This window comes from Enterococcus sp. DIV1767 (genome assembly GCF_050542585.1).
Classification (GTDB): Bacteria; Bacillota; Bacilli; order Lactobacillales; family Enterococcaceae; genus Enterococcus_D; species Enterococcus_D innesii.
In genome coordinates this window covers 3,142,501-3,159,794 of record NZ_CP172936.1, presented here as the reverse complement: position 1 = coordinate 3,159,794, position 17,294 = coordinate 3,142,501, and the positions used below count along the sequence as shown (strand labels likewise).

Annotated in this window: 11 protein-coding genes, 1 tRNA gene and 2 rRNA genes (1 of these 14 running past the window's edge); all 14 read left to right on the top strand. The window is 45.5% G+C overall.

Features of this window, described 5'->3' with window-relative positions:
- Nucleotides 1-8: 8 nt before the first annotated feature.
- Nucleotides 9-3,527 carry a transcription-repair coupling factor gene (gene mfd, locus IGI78_RS14975; RefSeq protein ID WP_077452387.1) on the top strand — a complete coding sequence of 1,173 codons (3,519 nt, stop codon included), beginning with the start codon at nucleotides 9-11 and terminating at the stop codon, nucleotides 3,525-3,527.
- Between the two features lie 15 nt (nucleotides 3,528-3,542).
- A complete protein-coding gene (locus IGI78_RS14970; protein ID WP_200126645.1) occupies nucleotides 3,543-5,174 on the top strand; it encodes a putative polysaccharide biosynthesis protein in 1,632 nt (543 codons plus the stop codon).
- Complete coding sequence (locus tag IGI78_RS14965; protein ID WP_005230745.1) at nucleotides 5,161-5,427, top strand: RNA-binding S4 domain-containing protein; 267 nt, start codon at nucleotides 5,161-5,163, stop codon at nucleotides 5,425-5,427. The genes IGI78_RS14970 and IGI78_RS14965 overlap by 14 nt, the downstream gene beginning before the upstream one ends.
- A gap of 83 nt (nucleotides 5,428-5,510) precedes the next feature.
- Nucleotides 5,511-5,957 (top strand): FtsB family cell division protein, encoded by a 447-nt coding sequence (locus IGI78_RS14960; protein WP_086291578.1) that lies wholly within the window; start codon nucleotides 5,511-5,513, stop codon nucleotides 5,955-5,957.
- A 74-nt stretch (nucleotides 5,958-6,031) separates the two neighbouring features.
- Nucleotides 6,032-6,475 carry a S1 domain-containing RNA-binding protein gene (locus IGI78_RS14955; RefSeq protein WP_005233352.1) on the top strand — a complete coding sequence of 148 codons (444 nt, stop codon included), beginning with the start codon at nucleotides 6,032-6,034 and terminating at the stop codon, nucleotides 6,473-6,475.
- A 100-nt stretch (nucleotides 6,476-6,575) separates the two neighbouring features.
- Nucleotides 6,576-7,976, top strand: coding sequence for a tRNA lysidine(34) synthetase TilS (tilS, locus tag IGI78_RS14950; protein ID WP_430618118.1), 1,401 nt, complete (start codon nucleotides 6,576-6,578; stop codon nucleotides 7,974-7,976).
- Between the two features lie 19 nt (nucleotides 7,977-7,995).
- Nucleotides 7,996-8,541 (top strand): hypoxanthine phosphoribosyltransferase, encoded by a 546-nt coding sequence (gene hpt, locus IGI78_RS14945; RefSeq protein WP_005230750.1) that lies wholly within the window; start codon nucleotides 7,996-7,998, stop codon nucleotides 8,539-8,541.
- A gap of 73 nt (nucleotides 8,542-8,614) precedes the next feature.
- The gene (gene ftsH / locus IGI78_RS14940; protein WP_081119268.1) at nucleotides 8,615-10,723 is read left to right on the top strand and encodes an ATP-dependent zinc metalloprotease FtsH; all 2,109 of its coding nucleotides are present in this window, start codon (nucleotides 8,615-8,617) and stop codon (nucleotides 10,721-10,723) included.
- Between the two features lie 142 nt (nucleotides 10,724-10,865).
- A complete protein-coding gene (gene hslO / locus IGI78_RS14935; protein WP_005230756.1) occupies nucleotides 10,866-11,747 on the top strand; it encodes an Hsp33 family molecular chaperone HslO in 882 nt (293 codons plus the stop codon).
- Nucleotides 11,748-12,761 (top strand): tRNA dihydrouridine synthase DusB, encoded by a 1,014-nt coding sequence (gene dusB, locus IGI78_RS14930; protein ID WP_077452381.1) that lies wholly within the window; start codon nucleotides 11,748-11,750, stop codon nucleotides 12,759-12,761.
- Nucleotides 12,762-12,857: 96 nt separating this feature from the next.
- The gene (gene lysS / locus IGI78_RS14925; protein WP_005230758.1) at nucleotides 12,858-14,351 is read left to right on the top strand and encodes a lysine--tRNA ligase; all 1,494 of its coding nucleotides are present in this window, start codon (nucleotides 12,858-12,860) and stop codon (nucleotides 14,349-14,351) included.
- A gap of 661 nt (nucleotides 14,352-15,012) precedes the next feature.
- Nucleotides 15,013-16,571: ribosomal RNA gene (locus IGI78_RS14920) — 16S ribosomal RNA — on the top strand.
- A gap of 76 nt (nucleotides 16,572-16,647) precedes the next feature.
- Nucleotides 16,648-16,720 (top strand) — tRNA-Ala (locus IGI78_RS14915).
- Nucleotides 16,721-16,899: 179 nt separating this feature from the next.
- Nucleotides 16,900-17,294, top strand: a 23S ribosomal RNA gene (locus IGI78_RS14910) (it continues 2,520 nt past the right edge of the window).
- The 16S and 23S rRNA genes sit together here with 1 tRNA gene alongside, the layout of an rRNA operon.

Here is a 17,294-nt window from a genome sequence, read left to right as displayed (position 1 = left end):
GGGCCGAGATGGATTTAATTGAATTAATAAATAAAGTGCCGACAGTGGCGGCTTGGCATGCAGGTTTACGTGAACAGGCCCCCCGGCAATTACTGACCGGTCTAGCTGGATCGGCAAAAACATTAGCGATCACCGGTGTGTATCAGGCATTTCAAAAGCAAGTGATCGTGGTGACACCAAATCTCTATTATACAAATCAACTAGCCGAAGATCTGCGTAATGTGACGGAAGATGTCTATGTTTTTCCAGTGGATGAAGTGTTGTCAGCCGAAATGGCTTTTTCTTCACCAGAAGCACGAGAAGAACGAGTGGCAGCGCTGAATGCTGTTTCTCAAGGGAAAACCGGGATCTATGTGTTGCCGGTGGCGGCTTTGCGAAAGTATTTGCCTGAAAAGAAAACCTGGTTAGCCAACCAATTTCAATGGCAGATTGGCGATGAGATCGATTTAGAGCGTTTGCCGCAACAATTGATCTTGATGGGTTACGAACGGCAGTCAATGATTGGCAAACCCGGCGAATTCAGTATTCGTGGAAGCATCCTCGATATATACCCATTAAATGCCGAATACCCCGTACGGATCGAGTTGTTTGATGTAGAAATCGACTCGATGCGTTCTTTCAACGTGGAAACGCAACGCTCAGTGGAAACGCTGCAACAAGTGGCTATTTTACCCACTACCGAATTGGTTTTCTCAGCGGAAGATTTAGCGGCGGGGCAAAAGCAGCTGCAAGAATTATTGAACAAGCGGTTGGCAGTCACCAAAGAAGCAACCGATCGTGCCTTTTTAGAAGATTATTTTGGCCAGTTGGCTTCTCAATGGCAAGCGGGGATTCCTGGTGAAAGTGCCCGTTATTACACGGATTTGCTGTATCGTCAGCAAACAAGTGTCTTAGATTATTTTTCTGAAGATGCCTTTTTGATGATCGATGATTACGCTCGGATCATGGAGACCAATCGTGAGATCGAACGGGAAGAGGCGGAGTGGCATACCCAAAAATTAGCGGAACTGCGGGTCTTTTCTGAACAGCAATTCGGGATCGATGTCCATCAGCTACTACAAAAAGAAACCTTTGTGACTAGCTTCTTTTCATTATTCCAAAAAGGAATGGGGAACATTCGCTTCCAAGCGATCCATCAATTCCAATACCGGCCGATGCAGCAGTTTTTCAGCCAAATGGGTCTCTTGAAAGTTGAGATCGATCGCTGGGAGAAGCAACAGCAAACGGTGATTTTTCTGGTCAGTGACCAAGAACGGGCTAAGAAGTTAGAGCAAGATCTGCGAGATCATGATATCTATGCGGTGCAGACGCAACAAGACCGCCTGTTTACGGGACGCACCCAAATCGTGGTGGAACGTTTGCAAAGCGGCTTTGAAATGCCGCAAGACAAGCTAGTGGTGGTTACGGAAAAAGAAATTTTCCAAAAGATGAACAAAAAAAGAGCCCGCCGGCAAAATGTCACCAATGCGGAACGTCTCAAAAGCTACAATGAGTTAAAAGCCGGCGATTATGTCGTCCATGCGAATCATGGGATCGGGAAGTACATCGGCATGGAAACCTTAGAAGTCGATGGCGTCCACCAAGATTACATGACGATCTTGTACCAAAACGAAGACAAGCTCTTTATTCCAGTCACCCAATTGAATTTGATTCAGAAATATGTGGCTTCCGAGTCGAAAACACCGAAAATCAATAAATTAGGCGGCAGTGAGTGGGCGAAGACCAAGCGCAAAGTGACGGCTAAAATTGAAGACATCGCGGATGATTTGATTTTATTGTATGCCAAACGCGAATCGGAAAAAGGCTATGCCTTTCAACCAGACGATGCCTATCAAAAAGAATTTGAAGATGCTTTTCCGTATTCGGAAACCGATGATCAACTGCGCAGTACGGCAGAGATCAAGCGGGATATGGAAAAAGAAAAACCGATGGACCGCTTGTTAGTCGGAGATGTTGGTTTTGGGAAAACAGAAGTGGCGCTGCGGGCTGCTTTTAAAGCGATCAAAGAAAGCAAACAAGTGGCTTTCTTAGTGCCGACAACGATCTTGGCGCAGCAGCACTATGAAACGATGGTCGATCGTTTTGAAGGATTCCCCGTCAATGTTGGGGTGCTGAGTCGTTTTCGGACGAAAAAACAGCAGAATGAAACGATCGAGCAAGTGCGCAAAGGGCAAGTCGATATTTTGGTGGGGACCCACCGATTATTGTCAAAAGATGTTGAGTTTGCTGATTTGGGCTTGTTGGTGATCGATGAAGAACAACGGTTTGGGGTCAAACACAAAGAGCGCTTGAAACAACTGCGTTCGCAAGTCGATGTGTTGACGTTGACGGCAACGCCGATCCCACGAACGTTGCATATGTCGATGCTGGGGGTGCGGGACCTATCTGTGATCGAAACACCACCGGAAAATCGTTACCCGATCCAAACCTATGTGATGGAGATGAATCCAGGAGCGGTGCGAGAAGCGATCCAACGGGAGATGGCCCGGGGAGGCCAAGTGTTTTATCTCTATAATCGTGTCGATACGATCGAGCGAAAAGTCGAAGAACTGCAGGCGTTAGTGCCTGATGCACGAATCGCTTATGCCCACGGGCAAATGACTGAGATCCAATTGGAAAATACGTTGTTTGACTTTATTGAAGGCCAATACGATGTGTTGGTGACAACGACGATCATTGAAACCGGTGTGGATATTCCCAATGCCAATACGTTGTTTGTAGAAAATGCCGATTACATGGGGCTTTCGACGTTGTATCAGTTGCGCGGCCGTGTCGGACGGAGCAATCGAGTCGCCTATGCGTATTTCATGTATGAACAGCAAAAAGTGTTGAACGAAGTCAGTGAAAAACGACTACAAGCCATTAAGGACTTTACGGAGTTAGGTTCAGGATTCAAAATCGCGATGCGCGATCTTTCGATTCGTGGAGCGGGAAATCTATTGGGGGCGCAACAGCACGGCTTTATCGATGCAGTCGGGTTTGACATGTACTCGCAAATGCTGTCGGAAGCAGTTACCCGTAAGCAAGGGAAAAATACCCAAACAGAGAAAACGACCGTTGAGATTGATCTGGGGATCGATGCCTACTTGCCGACTTCGTATATTGAAGATGAACGGCAAAAAATCGAGATCTACAAACGAATTCGTGAGCTGGAATCACAAGAAGCAGTCGATGAACTTCAAGATGATTTGTTAGACCGTTTTGGAGAATACCCTGTTGAAGTGGCGCACCTCTTAACGGTGGGCGAGATCAAAATGAACGGGGATCGTGCCTTGTTAGAAACTATCCGCAAGCAGCAACAGACGGTGTCGTTTACTTTGAGTAAAGTCGGCACGAAAAATTATTCGGTGGAGCAGCTGTTTGAGGCATTAAAAGCCACTAAATTAAAAGCCACGATGGGTGTCGATCATGAGCAAATGACCATCAAATTACAGATTCCGCCAGTGATGAAAGAAAGCACCTGGCTATTAGAAATCCAAGATTTTGTCAAAGCATTACGGGAACAAAAATACGCCAGTCAAGGCTAGAAAGGAACCAGAGGGATGCCGAAATCACAATTGAAGCGTACGATGGAAGGGGCGTTTATTTTAACGATCGCTTCCTTTATCGCAAAAATCTTAAGTGCCGTTTATCGGGTCCCTTTTCAGAACCTGGTAGGGGACGAAGGGTTTTATGTGTATCAACAAGTCTATCCGATTTATGGATTGGCAATGACTTTGGCGTTGTCAGGTTTGCCACAGTTTATCTCCCGCATTGTCGCTGAAGAACCCGATCCTTTGAAAAGCAAGGAACGGCTACAAGCTTTGACGCCTTATGTGCTTTGGTCGGCGATCGGCTTATGGGCTATGACCTTTTTATTTGCCGGTCCAATCGCGCAAGTGATGGGGGACTACCAACTGTCAGGCTTGATTCGAGTCGTTTCCTTTACCTTCTTGTTTGTCCCACCTTTGACCTTTTATCGAGGAATGTTTCAAGGGAATTTACAAATGGTGCCAACCGCAGTTTCCCAAGTCGTAGAGCAGCTCCTTAGAGTCGGGGTGATTTTAGGTGCTGCGGCAGCTTTCCAGCAATTGGGTTGGACGGTTTATCAAACGGGGACTGTCGCCATGATGGGTGCCTTAGTCGGGGGGCTTGCGGCGTGGTGGATTTTAAGTTACTATAGCCGACAAATCAACGGCAAACGCTTATCGTTATGGCATAAACCAGTCACTAGTATAGGAGAAAACACTGCTGTTTTATCAGCCTCTTTGAAAAAACGGTTCTTCTTAGAAGGCGGTCTGTTGACGATTTATAGCGGCTATTTGATCTTGTTCCAGTTAGCGGATTCGTTTTTGTTGACCAATGCACTGGAAGCAGGTGGGTTGACGGCACAAGCAGCTCGGATTTCGAAAGGGATCTATGATCGAGGACAACCCCTCGTCCAACTAGGTCTTGTGGTGGCGATGGCGTTAAGTTCGACGTTTTTGCCAACATTGACCAAGTATTTGACGGTAAAAAATCAGCAGCTGTTTGAAAAGTCGGCAAAAATGTATTTACGCCTAACAATCGGGATTGCTTCGGCTTCCGCCGTAGGCTTAGCGATTTTGCTGCCTTATATCAACTTTGCCTTATTCAAAGACGGATCTGGCAATGCGGCGCTAGTATTGTTTGTCTTTTCCATCGCTCTGATGGCGACAATTCAAGCTTATCAAAGCATTCAACAAAGCCGCAGTACCTATACCTTCGGCTTGATTGCTGCGGGGATCGGTCTTTTGGTTAAATGTCTATCAATGTGGCCGCTGACTGCTTCTTATGGGACTGCAGGAGCAAGTATCAGTACGCTGTTGGGGTTAGGCGCGACCTTATGCTGTTTTGTGGTTTCCGAACAGCGTCGAGCACAAAGTAGCATCAATCGCTTTTGGTATGAAGGAAATTATGGAAAAAAATTATTTATTTGTTTAGGGATCATGGCAAGCGTGCTATTCTTATATTATAGCTTCGTGGCGATCTTATTGAACGGTCCTTTGACCCATCGACTACAGGCGCTGCTTTTTTGCCTAGGCGGTGTCGGTCTGGGAGGCGCAGCCTTTATCGGGGCAGCGATCAAAATCAAATTGTTAACGATTCGCGAATGGCTGTTAGTTCCATTTGGAAAGAAACTATTAAGAAGAGGTGAAAAACATGAGATTAGATAAATTTCTTAAAATCTCCCGCATCATCAAGCGTCGCTCTGTGGCCAAAGAAGTGGCAGACAAGGGACGTATTCAGATCAACGGCAAATTAGCCAAGTCAAGCAGTGACGTCAAAGTAGGCGATACCATGCGCATTCAGTTCGGGAATAAGGTCTTGGAAGTAAAAGTTAATGAATTGCATGAATCGACGAAAAAAGAAGACGCTGCAAAAATGTATGAGATCGTTTCAGAGGAAAGAATCTCAGAAAATGCTTGATTTTTACGGCATTTTCAGTTAGACAAGCTTTGCGGATGTTGGTATAATGTAAAAAACAAAGACAGCGACGGGAGCGAGTTCAGGTGGCAAAAGAATCAAATAAAAAAATAGAACTATTGCAGACCGATTATGCGAAAGAGCAATTTGCCAAGTTTGAAAAAGAGCGGCGGCAAGTCGTGTTTCGTCGACGTCGGCTGGTGGCGTTTTTCGTAGCGGCATTAGCGATATTTGCGATCGTAGGCATTCAGATGTTCAACGATCAAATGCGCCTGCAAAAGCTAAAGGAATATAAGGCGGAAACAGTCGCTGAACAAAAAGAAGCTGAACAAAAAGTGGCTTCGTTGGAGCGGGATGTTGCCTTACTGAAAGACGATGAATATGTAGCGAAATTGGCCCGGAGCCGATTCTTCTATTCAAAAGATGGCGAAAAGATCTATCCGGTCTTGCCGGACGGAACGGATTCTCAGAGCACGAATGAAGGCTCTTCACAAAGCGAGCAAGAATCATCATCCACAGAGTCACAAGATTAAGCAATGTCATACCTACTCAGCGCAGTAGTTTGAATTATTTTAAATGGGTAAAAATTAGGAGGAACATTTTTTATATGTCAATCGAAGTTGGAGCGAAACTAAAGGGCAAAGTGTCTGGTATTACAAATTTTGGTGCGTTCATTGATCTTGGTGAAGGGAAAACTGGTTTGGTGCATATCAGTGAAGTATCAAACGGATTCGTCAAAGACATTCACGACGTGTTGTCTGTTGGGGATGAAGTGACAGTACTTGTTACGGCAATCGGCAACGATGGAAAAATCGGCCTATCGATCCGCAAAGCAGAAGATAAACCGGAAGAAAAACGTGAATACCCGAAAAAAGAATTCAATCGACCAAATCCGAAAAAATCTTTTTCACGCAATCAAACTACGAATGTAAATAAACAAGACTTCGATTCATTGATGAGTTCTTTTCTAAAAGATAGTGATGATCGTCTTTCGTCATTACGTCGAAATACAGAAGGAAAACGCGGTGGCCGCGGCGGACGCCGTAACTAAACATGAATAGCAAGTTGGAAAAAGCTGGAACAAAACTGTTGGTTCGTTTTGTTTCAGCTTTCTTTCTTGTGGGTCTACCGAAGGAAAAGGAGGTCATAAGATGGTCATTCAAACCGTTCGAGGGCAAATCGCTGCTATCGATCCGGAAAAAAAACGCCGCTTTTTGCTGGCGGTATCGACGGGCGTCGACTCGATGGTCTTGTTGCAGGTCTTTTGTCAGTTGTTTCCCGAAATGCAAAAAGAGCCATGTTTTGGCGTGGCACATGTGAACCATCAATTGCGTCCAGCATCTGCTGAGGAAGCGGCTTTTTTACGGCAGTACTGCCAGGAACGCGGCATTCCTTTTTATGAGCGGTGTTGGGAAAATCCGCCAGAAACCGGCGTAGAAGCTAGCGCTCGCGACTTTCGCTATACGTTTTTTGCCGATGTCATGTCCCAAGAAGGCTATGATGTTTTGCTGACTGCCCATCACAGTGATGACCAAGTAGAAACGATGCTGATGAAGATGATGCGAGAAGGCCGCTTGCAATCGGCTGGCGGGATGCAGCAGCAGCAGCCTTTTCACACAGGAGTCCTGTTGCGGCCGCTGCTTAGTGTCAGTAAGGCAGCGATTTACGACTATGCGCAAGCACAGCAGATTCCCTACTTTGAAGATGAAAGCAATCACGAACCGTTGTATTTGCGAAATCGACTACGCCAGCAAGTAGTGCCGGCATTAAAAGCGGAAAATCCGCAACTGCTGCCACATTTTCAACAGCTTTCTGTAGAAATGCAGTTAGCCAATCAGTTGATCCAGCAAGAGCAGCAGCAATGGTTGTCTGCGTTCGTTCAACAGCAAGCTGCTCGCTTAGTGATCGATCTGCAACAGCTACCGACGTTTTCGCCGGCGCAGCGCTATTTTTTCTATGCTGGGTTTTTGCAGCAAGCAGAAGCTTTTACAAAGCAGCCACTCAATCAAAAACAGCTGCCACAGTTATTGCGTCTGCTAGACGAAAAGAAAGGGCAATGGCAATTGGCATTGCACAAACAGTGGCAGTTGCGGCGCAGTTATGACCAATTATTATTGGAATCTGTAGCTGTTTCCCAAAAGCCTGCAACGCCGTTGACAGAAGTCAGTCAGCGTCTGGTTTTAGGGGAGGGGATCTATCTTTCTGAAAAGGAATGGATTGGGTATTTTCCGATAAATGAACAGCATATTCCCAAAAAAATCACAAATTGGTCAGAGTTTTCCCAAGATTTACCGCTAAACTATTCCTCTGAGCTGATCGTACGTAAGCGTCAGCCAGGAGACCGAATCCGCTTGGCGCGTGGCCTGACCAAAAAGATCAGTCGTTTTTTTATCGATTCAAAAATTCCTAATGAAGAGCGAGAAAAAAGTTGGGTCGTCACAAACCTTGATAAACAGGTGATTGCCTTACTACCTCATGCATTTTCCTATTTGAGTATTGCGCCAGAAACTGATAAAATACACTACATACTTCTTTATAAATATCAGAAGTAAGAGTTGGAAGGAGAACTTTATGCTAGATAAAGATATTGAGAAAATTTTGATTTCCCGTGACGAAATCAAAAATCGTTGTGTGGAACTTGGTCAAGAATTAACGGCGGCTTATGCGGATAAAAATCCTCTAGTCGTAGGTGTACTGAAAGGTGCCGTTCCTTTCATGGCAGACATCGTTCGTGAGATGGATTGTTACTTGGAGTTAGACTTCATGGATGTCTCGAGTTATGGCAATGCCATGATTTCATCTGGAGAAGTCAAAATCATCAAAGATTTAGATACAAATGTTGAGGGCCGCGATCTTTTGATCGTTGAAGACATCATTGACAGCGGTCGCACGTTGGCTTATCTGGTAGATCTATTCAAATACCGTAAAGCGAAATCAGTGAAAATCGTGACGTTATTAGATAAGCCGGAAGGCCGTGTTGTTGAGATCGATGCTGATTACGTCGGCTTCGATGTGCCAAATGAGTTTGTTGTTGGATATGGACTGGACTATGCAGAGCAATATCGAAACTTACCTTACGTTGGCGTCTTAAAACCTAGTGTTTATCAGTCAAATTAGTGACTGTTCTAAATCAATTGTGATACAATTAAATGGTCAGGATTGATAAAACAAAATAGCCAGGGAGGTACGCATGAATAAGAAAAATAACGGTATGGTAAAAAATACCTTATATTATGTACTTGTCTTGTTGGCAATGGTCATGGTCGTTTATTTCATCTTTGGAAATGGCAATCAGCAGACCCCAACGATCGAGTACTCCACGTTTACAGAACAACTGAAAGACGGGAAGGTCAAACAATTTACTGTCCAACCCGCTAACGGTGTGTATCGAATCGTGGGTGAATACAATGAAGAACAAACTGTCAGCAATGACAACAGCTTGTCTGTTTTAGGCAATACACAGGCAAGTTCGACCCGCTTTTCAACGATCATTTTACCAAATGATTCTACGCTGAGCGAAGTCACCAGTCTGGCCTCAGCACAAGGGGTCAAAACTACCATCGAAGAAGAATCCAACAGTGGTATTTGGTTATCGCTTTTGGTTAGCTTCTTACCACTTGTGATCATCATTTTCTTCTTCTACATGATGATGAGCCAACAAGGCGGCGGCGGTGGCGGTGGCGGCCGTGTAATGAACTTTGGCAAATCAAAAGCCAAAGAAGCGGACAAAAAAGCCAACCGCGTACGTTTTTCAGACGTAGCCGGTGCAGAAGAAGAAAAACAAGAGCTTGTCGAAGTCGTGGAATTCTTGAAAGATCCTCGACGTTTCGTTGAATTAGGTGCTCGTATCCCAGCAGGTGTCTTACTTGAGGGACCTCCGGGAACCGGGAAAACGTTACTAGCCAAGGCCGTTGCTGGTGAAGCTGGCGTACCATTTTACTCGATCTCTGGTTCAGATTTCGTTGAAATGTTTGTCGGTGTCGGTGCAAGCCGGGTGCGTGACTTATTTGAAACAGCGAAGAAAAATGCACCAGCCATCATCTTTATCGATGAAATCGATGCTGTCGGTCGCCAACGTGGTGCTGGTATGGGTGGCGGACATGATGAGCGGGAACAAACATTGAACCAGTTATTGGTTGAAATGGATGGTTTTGATGGAAACGAAGGCGTGATCGTCATTGCCGCAACGAACCGTTCGGATGTTCTAGATCCAGCGTTGCTACGTCCAGGTCGTTTTGACCGTCAGATTTTAGTTGGTCGTCCAGACGTGAAAGGTCGCGAAGCGATCCTCCGTGTCCATGCCCGCAACAAACCTTTATCAGATGATGTTGATTTGAAAGTCGTTGCCCAACAAACACCAGGGTTTGCCGGTGCGGATCTGGAAAACGTCTTGAACGAAGCGGCATTAGTTGCTGCTCGTCGTAACAAGAAAAAAATCGATGCTTCAGATATCGATGAAGCGGAAGACCGCGTGATCGCTGGTCCAGCGAAGAAAGATCGGGTCATCAACAAACGCGAACGTGAAATGGTTGCTTACCATGAAGCAGGACATACCATCGTTGGGTTAGTCTTGAGTCGTGCCCGTGTGGTACACAAAGTAACGATCATTCCTCGGGGACGTGCAGGTGGTTACATGATCGCCTTACCGAAAGAAGATCAATTTTTGATGACCAAAGAAGATATGTTTGAACAAATCGTTGGGTTGCTTGGTGGACGTACGGCAGAAGAAATCATCTTCGGTGTACAATCAACGGGTGCTTCTAATGACTTTGAACAAGCAACTGCGCTTGCAAGAAGCATGGTGACAGAATATGGAATGAGCGACAAATTAGGTCCAGTTCAATATGAAGGAAACCATCAAGTCTTTGTCGGTCGTGATTATGGTCAAACAAAAGCGTACTCTGAACAAGTTGCCTTTGAAATCGATCAAGAAGTTCGCAAGATTTTAATGGATGCCCATCAAAAAGCCCATGAAATCATTGAAGAACACCGTGCACAGCACAAATTGATCGCTGAAAAACTGCTTGAACATGAAACATTAGATGCCAAAGCAATCAAATCCTTGTTTGAAGAAGGCAAAATGCCTGAAGGAACCGAAAGCTCTGAGTATCCTAGTGAAAAAGCCCAAACGTTTGAAGAAGCGAAACGTGCGCTGGAAGAAAAAGATGCAGAGAAGCAAGCTGCAGAAAAACACAGTGAAGATGCACCATCAAACGATTTTGATCAACAATTGGAAGACGTTCGCCGCAATAGCGAAAGCCAACCGACTGATCAAGAAAACAAAGATGATAACGCCTAAAACAAGACATATCAAGGCGCCGAGGAAACTCGGTGCCTTTTTGTTTCTATTTAAGAAGACTTTCCTTAAATTCAAACACATTCAGTTGAAAAAAGCGGCGCTTCCTAGTATGATTCATTAATGAATAAAAAGGAGAATCAAGATGAAGGATTATTTAGTAAAAGCACTAGCATATGACGGCTTCGTCCGGGCATATGCAGTATCGGCAACAGAAACGATCGCCGAAGCACAACGACGCCATGAAACATGGAATACGGCATCCGCTGCTTTAGGGCGAGCGATGGTGGGAAGTTTGTTATTAGGCAGTACCTTAAAAGGGGAAGACAAATTGACCGTCAAAATTCAAGGAAATGGTCCTGCTGGGGCAATCGTCGTAGACAGCAATGGCCGTGGGGACGTAAAAGGATACATAAAAAATCCGCAGATCAGTCTACCGTTGAACCCTCAAGGGAAATTGGATGTTCGGGGCGCAGTGGGTGACCAAGGGATCTTTACCGTAATCAAAGACTTAGGGCTAAAAGAACCCTTCTCTGGACAAACACCGATCGTCTCGGGGGAGCTTGGGGAAGACTTTACTTATTATTTAGCAGTGTCAGAACAGATTCCTTCTGCTGTTGGTCTGAGTGTATTAGTAGAAACCGATGATTCGATACGGGCAGCCGGTGGCTTTATGCTACAGATCATGCCTGGTGCCAGTGAAGAGATCATTGATGCCATCGAAAAACGTTTGGGAGAATTGCCTCGAGTATCAACCTTGATCGATGAAGGCCAATCACCAGAAGAGATCTTAGCGACATTGTTGCCAGACACGACGATCGAAGTACTAGAAAAAATGCCAGTTCAGTTCCATTGTGATTGCACGAAAGAAAAATTTGCGACAGCGATCATTACCTTAGGGGCTGACGAGATCCAAGCGATGATCGATGAAGACCACGGGGCAGAGGCAGTCTGCTCGTTTTGTGGCAACAAGTATCATTTTGATGAAACGGAACTGGCGGCGTTGAAGAAAGAGGCGGAAGCGTAAGTGAAAGATAGACAGACATGGCAGATCGGCTCGGTTGAGATTCCTAACCGCGTCGTCGTTGCGCCAATGGCGGGGATCACCAATTCTGCGTTTCGTGTGACAGTCAAAGAATTTGGTGCGGGTTTAGTCGTCTGTGAGATGATCAGTGATCGAGGGATTCAACTGCGTAACAAGAAGACCCTTGAGATGCTGTTTATTGACGAGACGGAGCATCCTCTTAGTATTCAGATTTTTGGTGGGAATAAAGCATCCTTAGTAGAAGCAGCGCAATTTGTCGCAGAGAACACAACTGCCGATATCATTGATATCAATATGGGGTGTCCTGTAAACAAAATCATCAAAGCAGAAGCTGGTGCGAAGTGGCTCTTAGATCCCGACAAGGTTTATGAAATGGTTCATGCTGTTTCCAGTGCGATCGACAAGCCCGTTACCGTCAAAATGCGGATCGGCTGGGATGAGCAGCACGTCTTTGCGGTTGAGAATGCCCAGGCCGCAGAAGCAGCGGGTGCCGCAGCAATCGGTATGCATGGCAGAACCCGTGTACAGATGTATGAAGGATCGGCTGATTGGGACGTTTTGAAACAAGTGAAGCAAAGTATCACGATTCCCTTTATGGGCAACGGCGATGTCAAAACCCCTGAAGATGCGAAACGAATGTTGGAAGAAGTCGGCGCCGATGCAGTGATGATCGGACGGGCAGCCTTAGGCAATCCGTGGATGATCCACCGCACCAAGCAATACTTAGAGACAGGCGAGTTATTGCCGGAACCAACACCACGAGAAAAAATTTCGACAGCGAAACTTCATTTAGAACGGTTGGCTGATCTAAAAGGGGAAAAAATCGCTTCGCGAGAATTCCGCCAACATGCTGCGTACTACTTAAAAGGTATTTCGCGGGCAGCCAAAGTGAAGGCAGCTATCAATCAAGCAGAAGATAAGCAGACGATTTTTGATTTATTAGATGCATTTGTGGAAAAGACCGAAAAACAGCCGGTAGCAACTCTTAAGGAATAAGAAACAAATCAAGTCGATTCGAAAGTTCGGCTTGATTTTTTGCGTCATCATTGGCATTATAAGAAGGAAACCCAAGTTAAGAATGGAGGAAAACTCGTGACAGAGGAACGACAAACACAAGAAGAATTGAATGATCAAATGTTGGTTCGCCGTGAAAAGATGGAAAAACTACGGGAAGAAGGCATTGATCCTTTTGGCAAGCGATTCGAACGCACCCATAATTCTGCCGAGTTACATGAGTTATTTGATCAAAGAACCAAAGAAGAATTAGCCGAAATGAATCTTTCAGCAAGCATTGCAGGAAGAATCGTTACAAAACGTGGAAAAGGAAAGGCTGGTTTTGCGCATTTACAAGACCGCGAAGGCCGTATTCAAATATATGTACGTAAAGACCAAGTAGGGGACGAACCTTACGAAGTATTCAAACACGCAGACTTAGGTGATTTCTTCGGCGTATCTGGCGAGATCATGAAGACCGATACCGGCGAAGTGACCATCAAAGCCAAAGAAATCGTGATTTTATCAAAAGCATTGCGTCCATTGCCTGACAAATACCATGGCTTGACGAACGTAGAACAACGCTACCGTCAACGATACTTGGATTTGATCAGTAATAAAGAAAGCTTTGATCGTTTCATGAAACGAAGCCAAATCATCAGCGAAATTCGTCGTTACCTTGACGGTCATGGGTATATCGAAGTCGAAACGCCAGTATTGCATAATCAAGCAGGTGGTGCAGCGGCTCGTCCCTTCATTACCCACCATAATGCTTTAGATATGGATCTGTATTTGCGGATCGCTCTTGAGCTTCACTTAAAACGATTGATCGTGGGCGGCATGGAAAAAGTCTATGAGATCGGCCGCGTTTTCCGAAATGAAGGAATCGATACGACCCATAACCCTGAGTTTACGATGCTAGAAGCGTATACGGCATATACAGATTTTAAAGATGTGATGGATCTAACCGAAGGCATTATCCGTAATGCTGCTGAAAAAGTCTTGCATACAGCAACGATCCAATACGATGGACAAGAAGTCGATCTAGCTAGCGACTTTGCACGAATCCATATGGTCGATGCAATCAAAAATCAAACAGGTGTGGATTTCTGGCAACCAATGTCCGTTGAAGAAGCCCGCAGCTTAGCGAAAGAACATCATGTTGAAATCACTGATGCCATGACTGTTGGCCATATCATCAATGAATTCTTTGAGACATTTGTTGAAGAAACGTTACAGCAGCCAACTTTTGTCTTTGGTCATCCAGTGGAAGTTTCGCCATTAGCGAAAAAGAATCCAGAAGATGAACGCTTTACCGACCGCTTTGAATTATTTATCGTTGGTCGTGAATTTGCGAATGCCTTCACGGAATTGAATGACCCAATCGATCAAAGAGAACGTTTTGAAGGGCAAGAAAAAGAGCGCGAAGCAGGAAATGATGAAGCCCATGGGGTGGATGAAGATTTCTTAGAAGCACTTGAATACGGTATGCCGCCAACTGGTGGATTAGGGATCGGGATCGATCGCTTAGTGATGTTGTTGACCGATGCGCAATCGATTCGCGACGTTTTATTATTCCCAACAATGAGATAAAAAAAACTCCGTCCACTCGCAAGAGATGGGTGGAGTTTTTATTGTCTACTGAACCAGAGAGAAAAACTGCGAGGAAATAGAGGGAAATACGTTAGGGCAGATGCTAGAAAACGGATTAAATGCGAACGATAAAAGCTGGATCCAATGCGATTAGACGGGTTTGTAAAAATTGAAAAAAGCCATAGAAAATGATTGACCGCAAGGGATTTAGTTGGTATATTATTACATGTGCCAAATGACTAAATGAATTCCTAAAAAGAATTGAAAAAAGTAGTTGACGCACAGCTCGACAGATGATATTATAACGAAGTCGCAATTTTAAAAAAGTTAATTGATGTTGATACATCAACAAAATTAATTGAAAAAGTTGTTGACAAATAACAAATCATTTGTTATTCTAATAAAGTCGCTGAGACAGCCGCTACGAAGTTGAAAAACAACGAGCGAAAAAAACTTTTTAAAAAAGAGTTGACAATCAAACGTTGCTCTGATATGATATAAAAGTTGCTAACGCAGCACGGTAGACCTTTGAAAACTGAACAAAGCAAGCAAACGAACCAATGTGTAGGACGTTTCAATTTATTGAAACAAATACATGCAAGCAATAGCTAGCAAAGTTAATTTTTATGAGCTTAATGACCGTATGGTCATTCAAACAAATCATTATGAGAGTTTGATCCTGGCTCAGGACGAACGCTGGCGGCGTGCCTAATACATGCAAGTCGAACGCTTTTTCTTTCACCGGAGCTTGCTCCATCGAAAGAAAAAGAGTGGCGAACGGGTGAGTAACACGTGGGTAACCTGCCCATCAGAAGGGGATAACACTTGGAAACAGGTGCTAATACCGTATAACACTATTTTCCGCATGGAAGAAAGTTGAAAGGCGCTTTTGCGTCACTGATGGATGGACCCGCGGTGCATTAGCTAGTTGGTGAGGTAACGGCTCACCAAGGCAACGATGCATAGCCGACCTGAGAGGGTGATCGGCCACACTGGGACTGAGACACGGCCCAGACTCCTACGGGAGGCAGCAGTAGGGAATCTTCGGCAATGGACGAAAGTCTGACCGAGCAACGCCGCGTGAGTGAAGAAGGTTTTCGGATCGTAAAACTCTGTTGTTAGAGAAGAACAAGGATGAGAGTGAAATGTTCATCCCTTGACGGTATCTAACCAGAAAGCCACGGCTAACTACGTGCCAGCAGCCGCGGTAATACGTAGGTGGCAAGCGTTGTCCGGATTTATTGGGCGTAAAGCGAGCGCAGGCGGTTTCTTAAGTCTGATGTGAAAGCCCCCGGCTCAACCGGGGAGGGTCATTGGAAACTGGGAGACTTGAGTGCAGAAGAGGAGAGTGGAATTCCATGTGTAGCGGTGAAATGCGTAGATATATGGAGGAACACCAGTGGCGAAGGCGGCTCTCTGGTCTGTAACTGACGCTGAGGCTCGAAAGCGTGGGGAGCGAACAGGATTAGATACCCTGGTAGTCCACGCCGTAAACGATGAGTGCTAAGTGTTGGAGGGTTTCCGCCCTTCAGTGCTGCAGCAAACGCATTAAGCACTCCGCCTGGGGAGTACGACCGCAAGGTTGAAACTCAAAGGAATTGACGGGGGCCCGCACAAGCGGTGGAGCATGTGGTTTAATTCGAAGCAACGCGAAGAACCTTACCAGGTCTTGACATCCTTTGACCACTCTAGAGATAGAGCTTCCCCTTCGGGGGCAAAGTGACAGGTGGTGCATGGTTGTCGTCAGCTCGTGTCGTGAGATGTTGGGTTAAGTCCCGCAACGAGCGCAACCCTTATTGTTAGTTGCCATCATTTAGTTGGGCACTCTAGCGAGACTGCCGGTGACAAACCGGAGGAAGGTGGGGATGACGTCAAATCATCATGCCCCTTATGACCTGGGCTACACACGTGCTACAATGGGAAGTACAACGAGTTGCGAAGTCGCGAGGCTAAGCTAATCTCTTAAAGCTTCTCTCAGTTCGGATTGTAGGCTGCAACTCGCCTACATGAAGCCGGAATCGCTAGTAATCGCGGATCAGCACGCCGCGGTGAATACGTTCCCGGGCCTTGTACACACCGCCCGTCACACCACGAGAGTTTGTAACACCCGAAGTCGGTGAGGTAACCTTTTGGAGCCAGCCGCCTAAGGTGGGATAGATGATTGGGGTGAAGTCGTAACAAGGTAGCCGTATCGGAAGGTGCGGCTGGATCACCTCCTTTCTAAGGAATATTTCGGAAGACTACACATCGTTTGCCTTTGTTCAGTTTTGAGAGGTCTACTCTCAAGTAAATACCCGGGGCCTTAGCTCAGCTGGGAGAGCGCCTGCTTTGCACGCAGGAGGTCAGCGGTTCGATCCCGCTAGGCTCCATTAACGACAATGGTCGTTAAGCTTTGTTCATTGAAAACTGGATATCGAAGAAATAATCAAAACAAGTAACACACACCGAGTTGAAATGTTAAAAGAGTTTTTTAATAAGTTCAACGCTTATTTTCTTGAGCAACCTTCTATCGCTAGAAGAAGTACTCAAAACCGACCGTAAGGTCAAAGGTTAAGTGAATAAGGGCGCACGGTGGATGCCTTGGCACTAGGAGCCGATGAAGGACGGGACTAACACCGATATGCTTTGGGGAGCTGTAAGTAAGCTATGATCCAGAGATTTCCGAATGGGGGAACCCAGCATCTTTTATAGGATGTTACGTCTGCGTGAATACATAGCGCAGTCGAGGTAGACGCAGAGAACTGAAACATCTAAGTACCTGCAGGAAGAGAAAGAAAATTCGATTCCCTGAGTAGCGGCGAGCGAAACGGGAAAAGCCCAAACCAACAAGCTTGCTTGTTGGGGTTGTAGGACTCCGATATGGTAGTCTATTCAGATAGTCGAAATACTTGGGAAAGTATGTCAAAGAGGGTAAAAACCCCGTAGGCGAAATTTGGATAACAC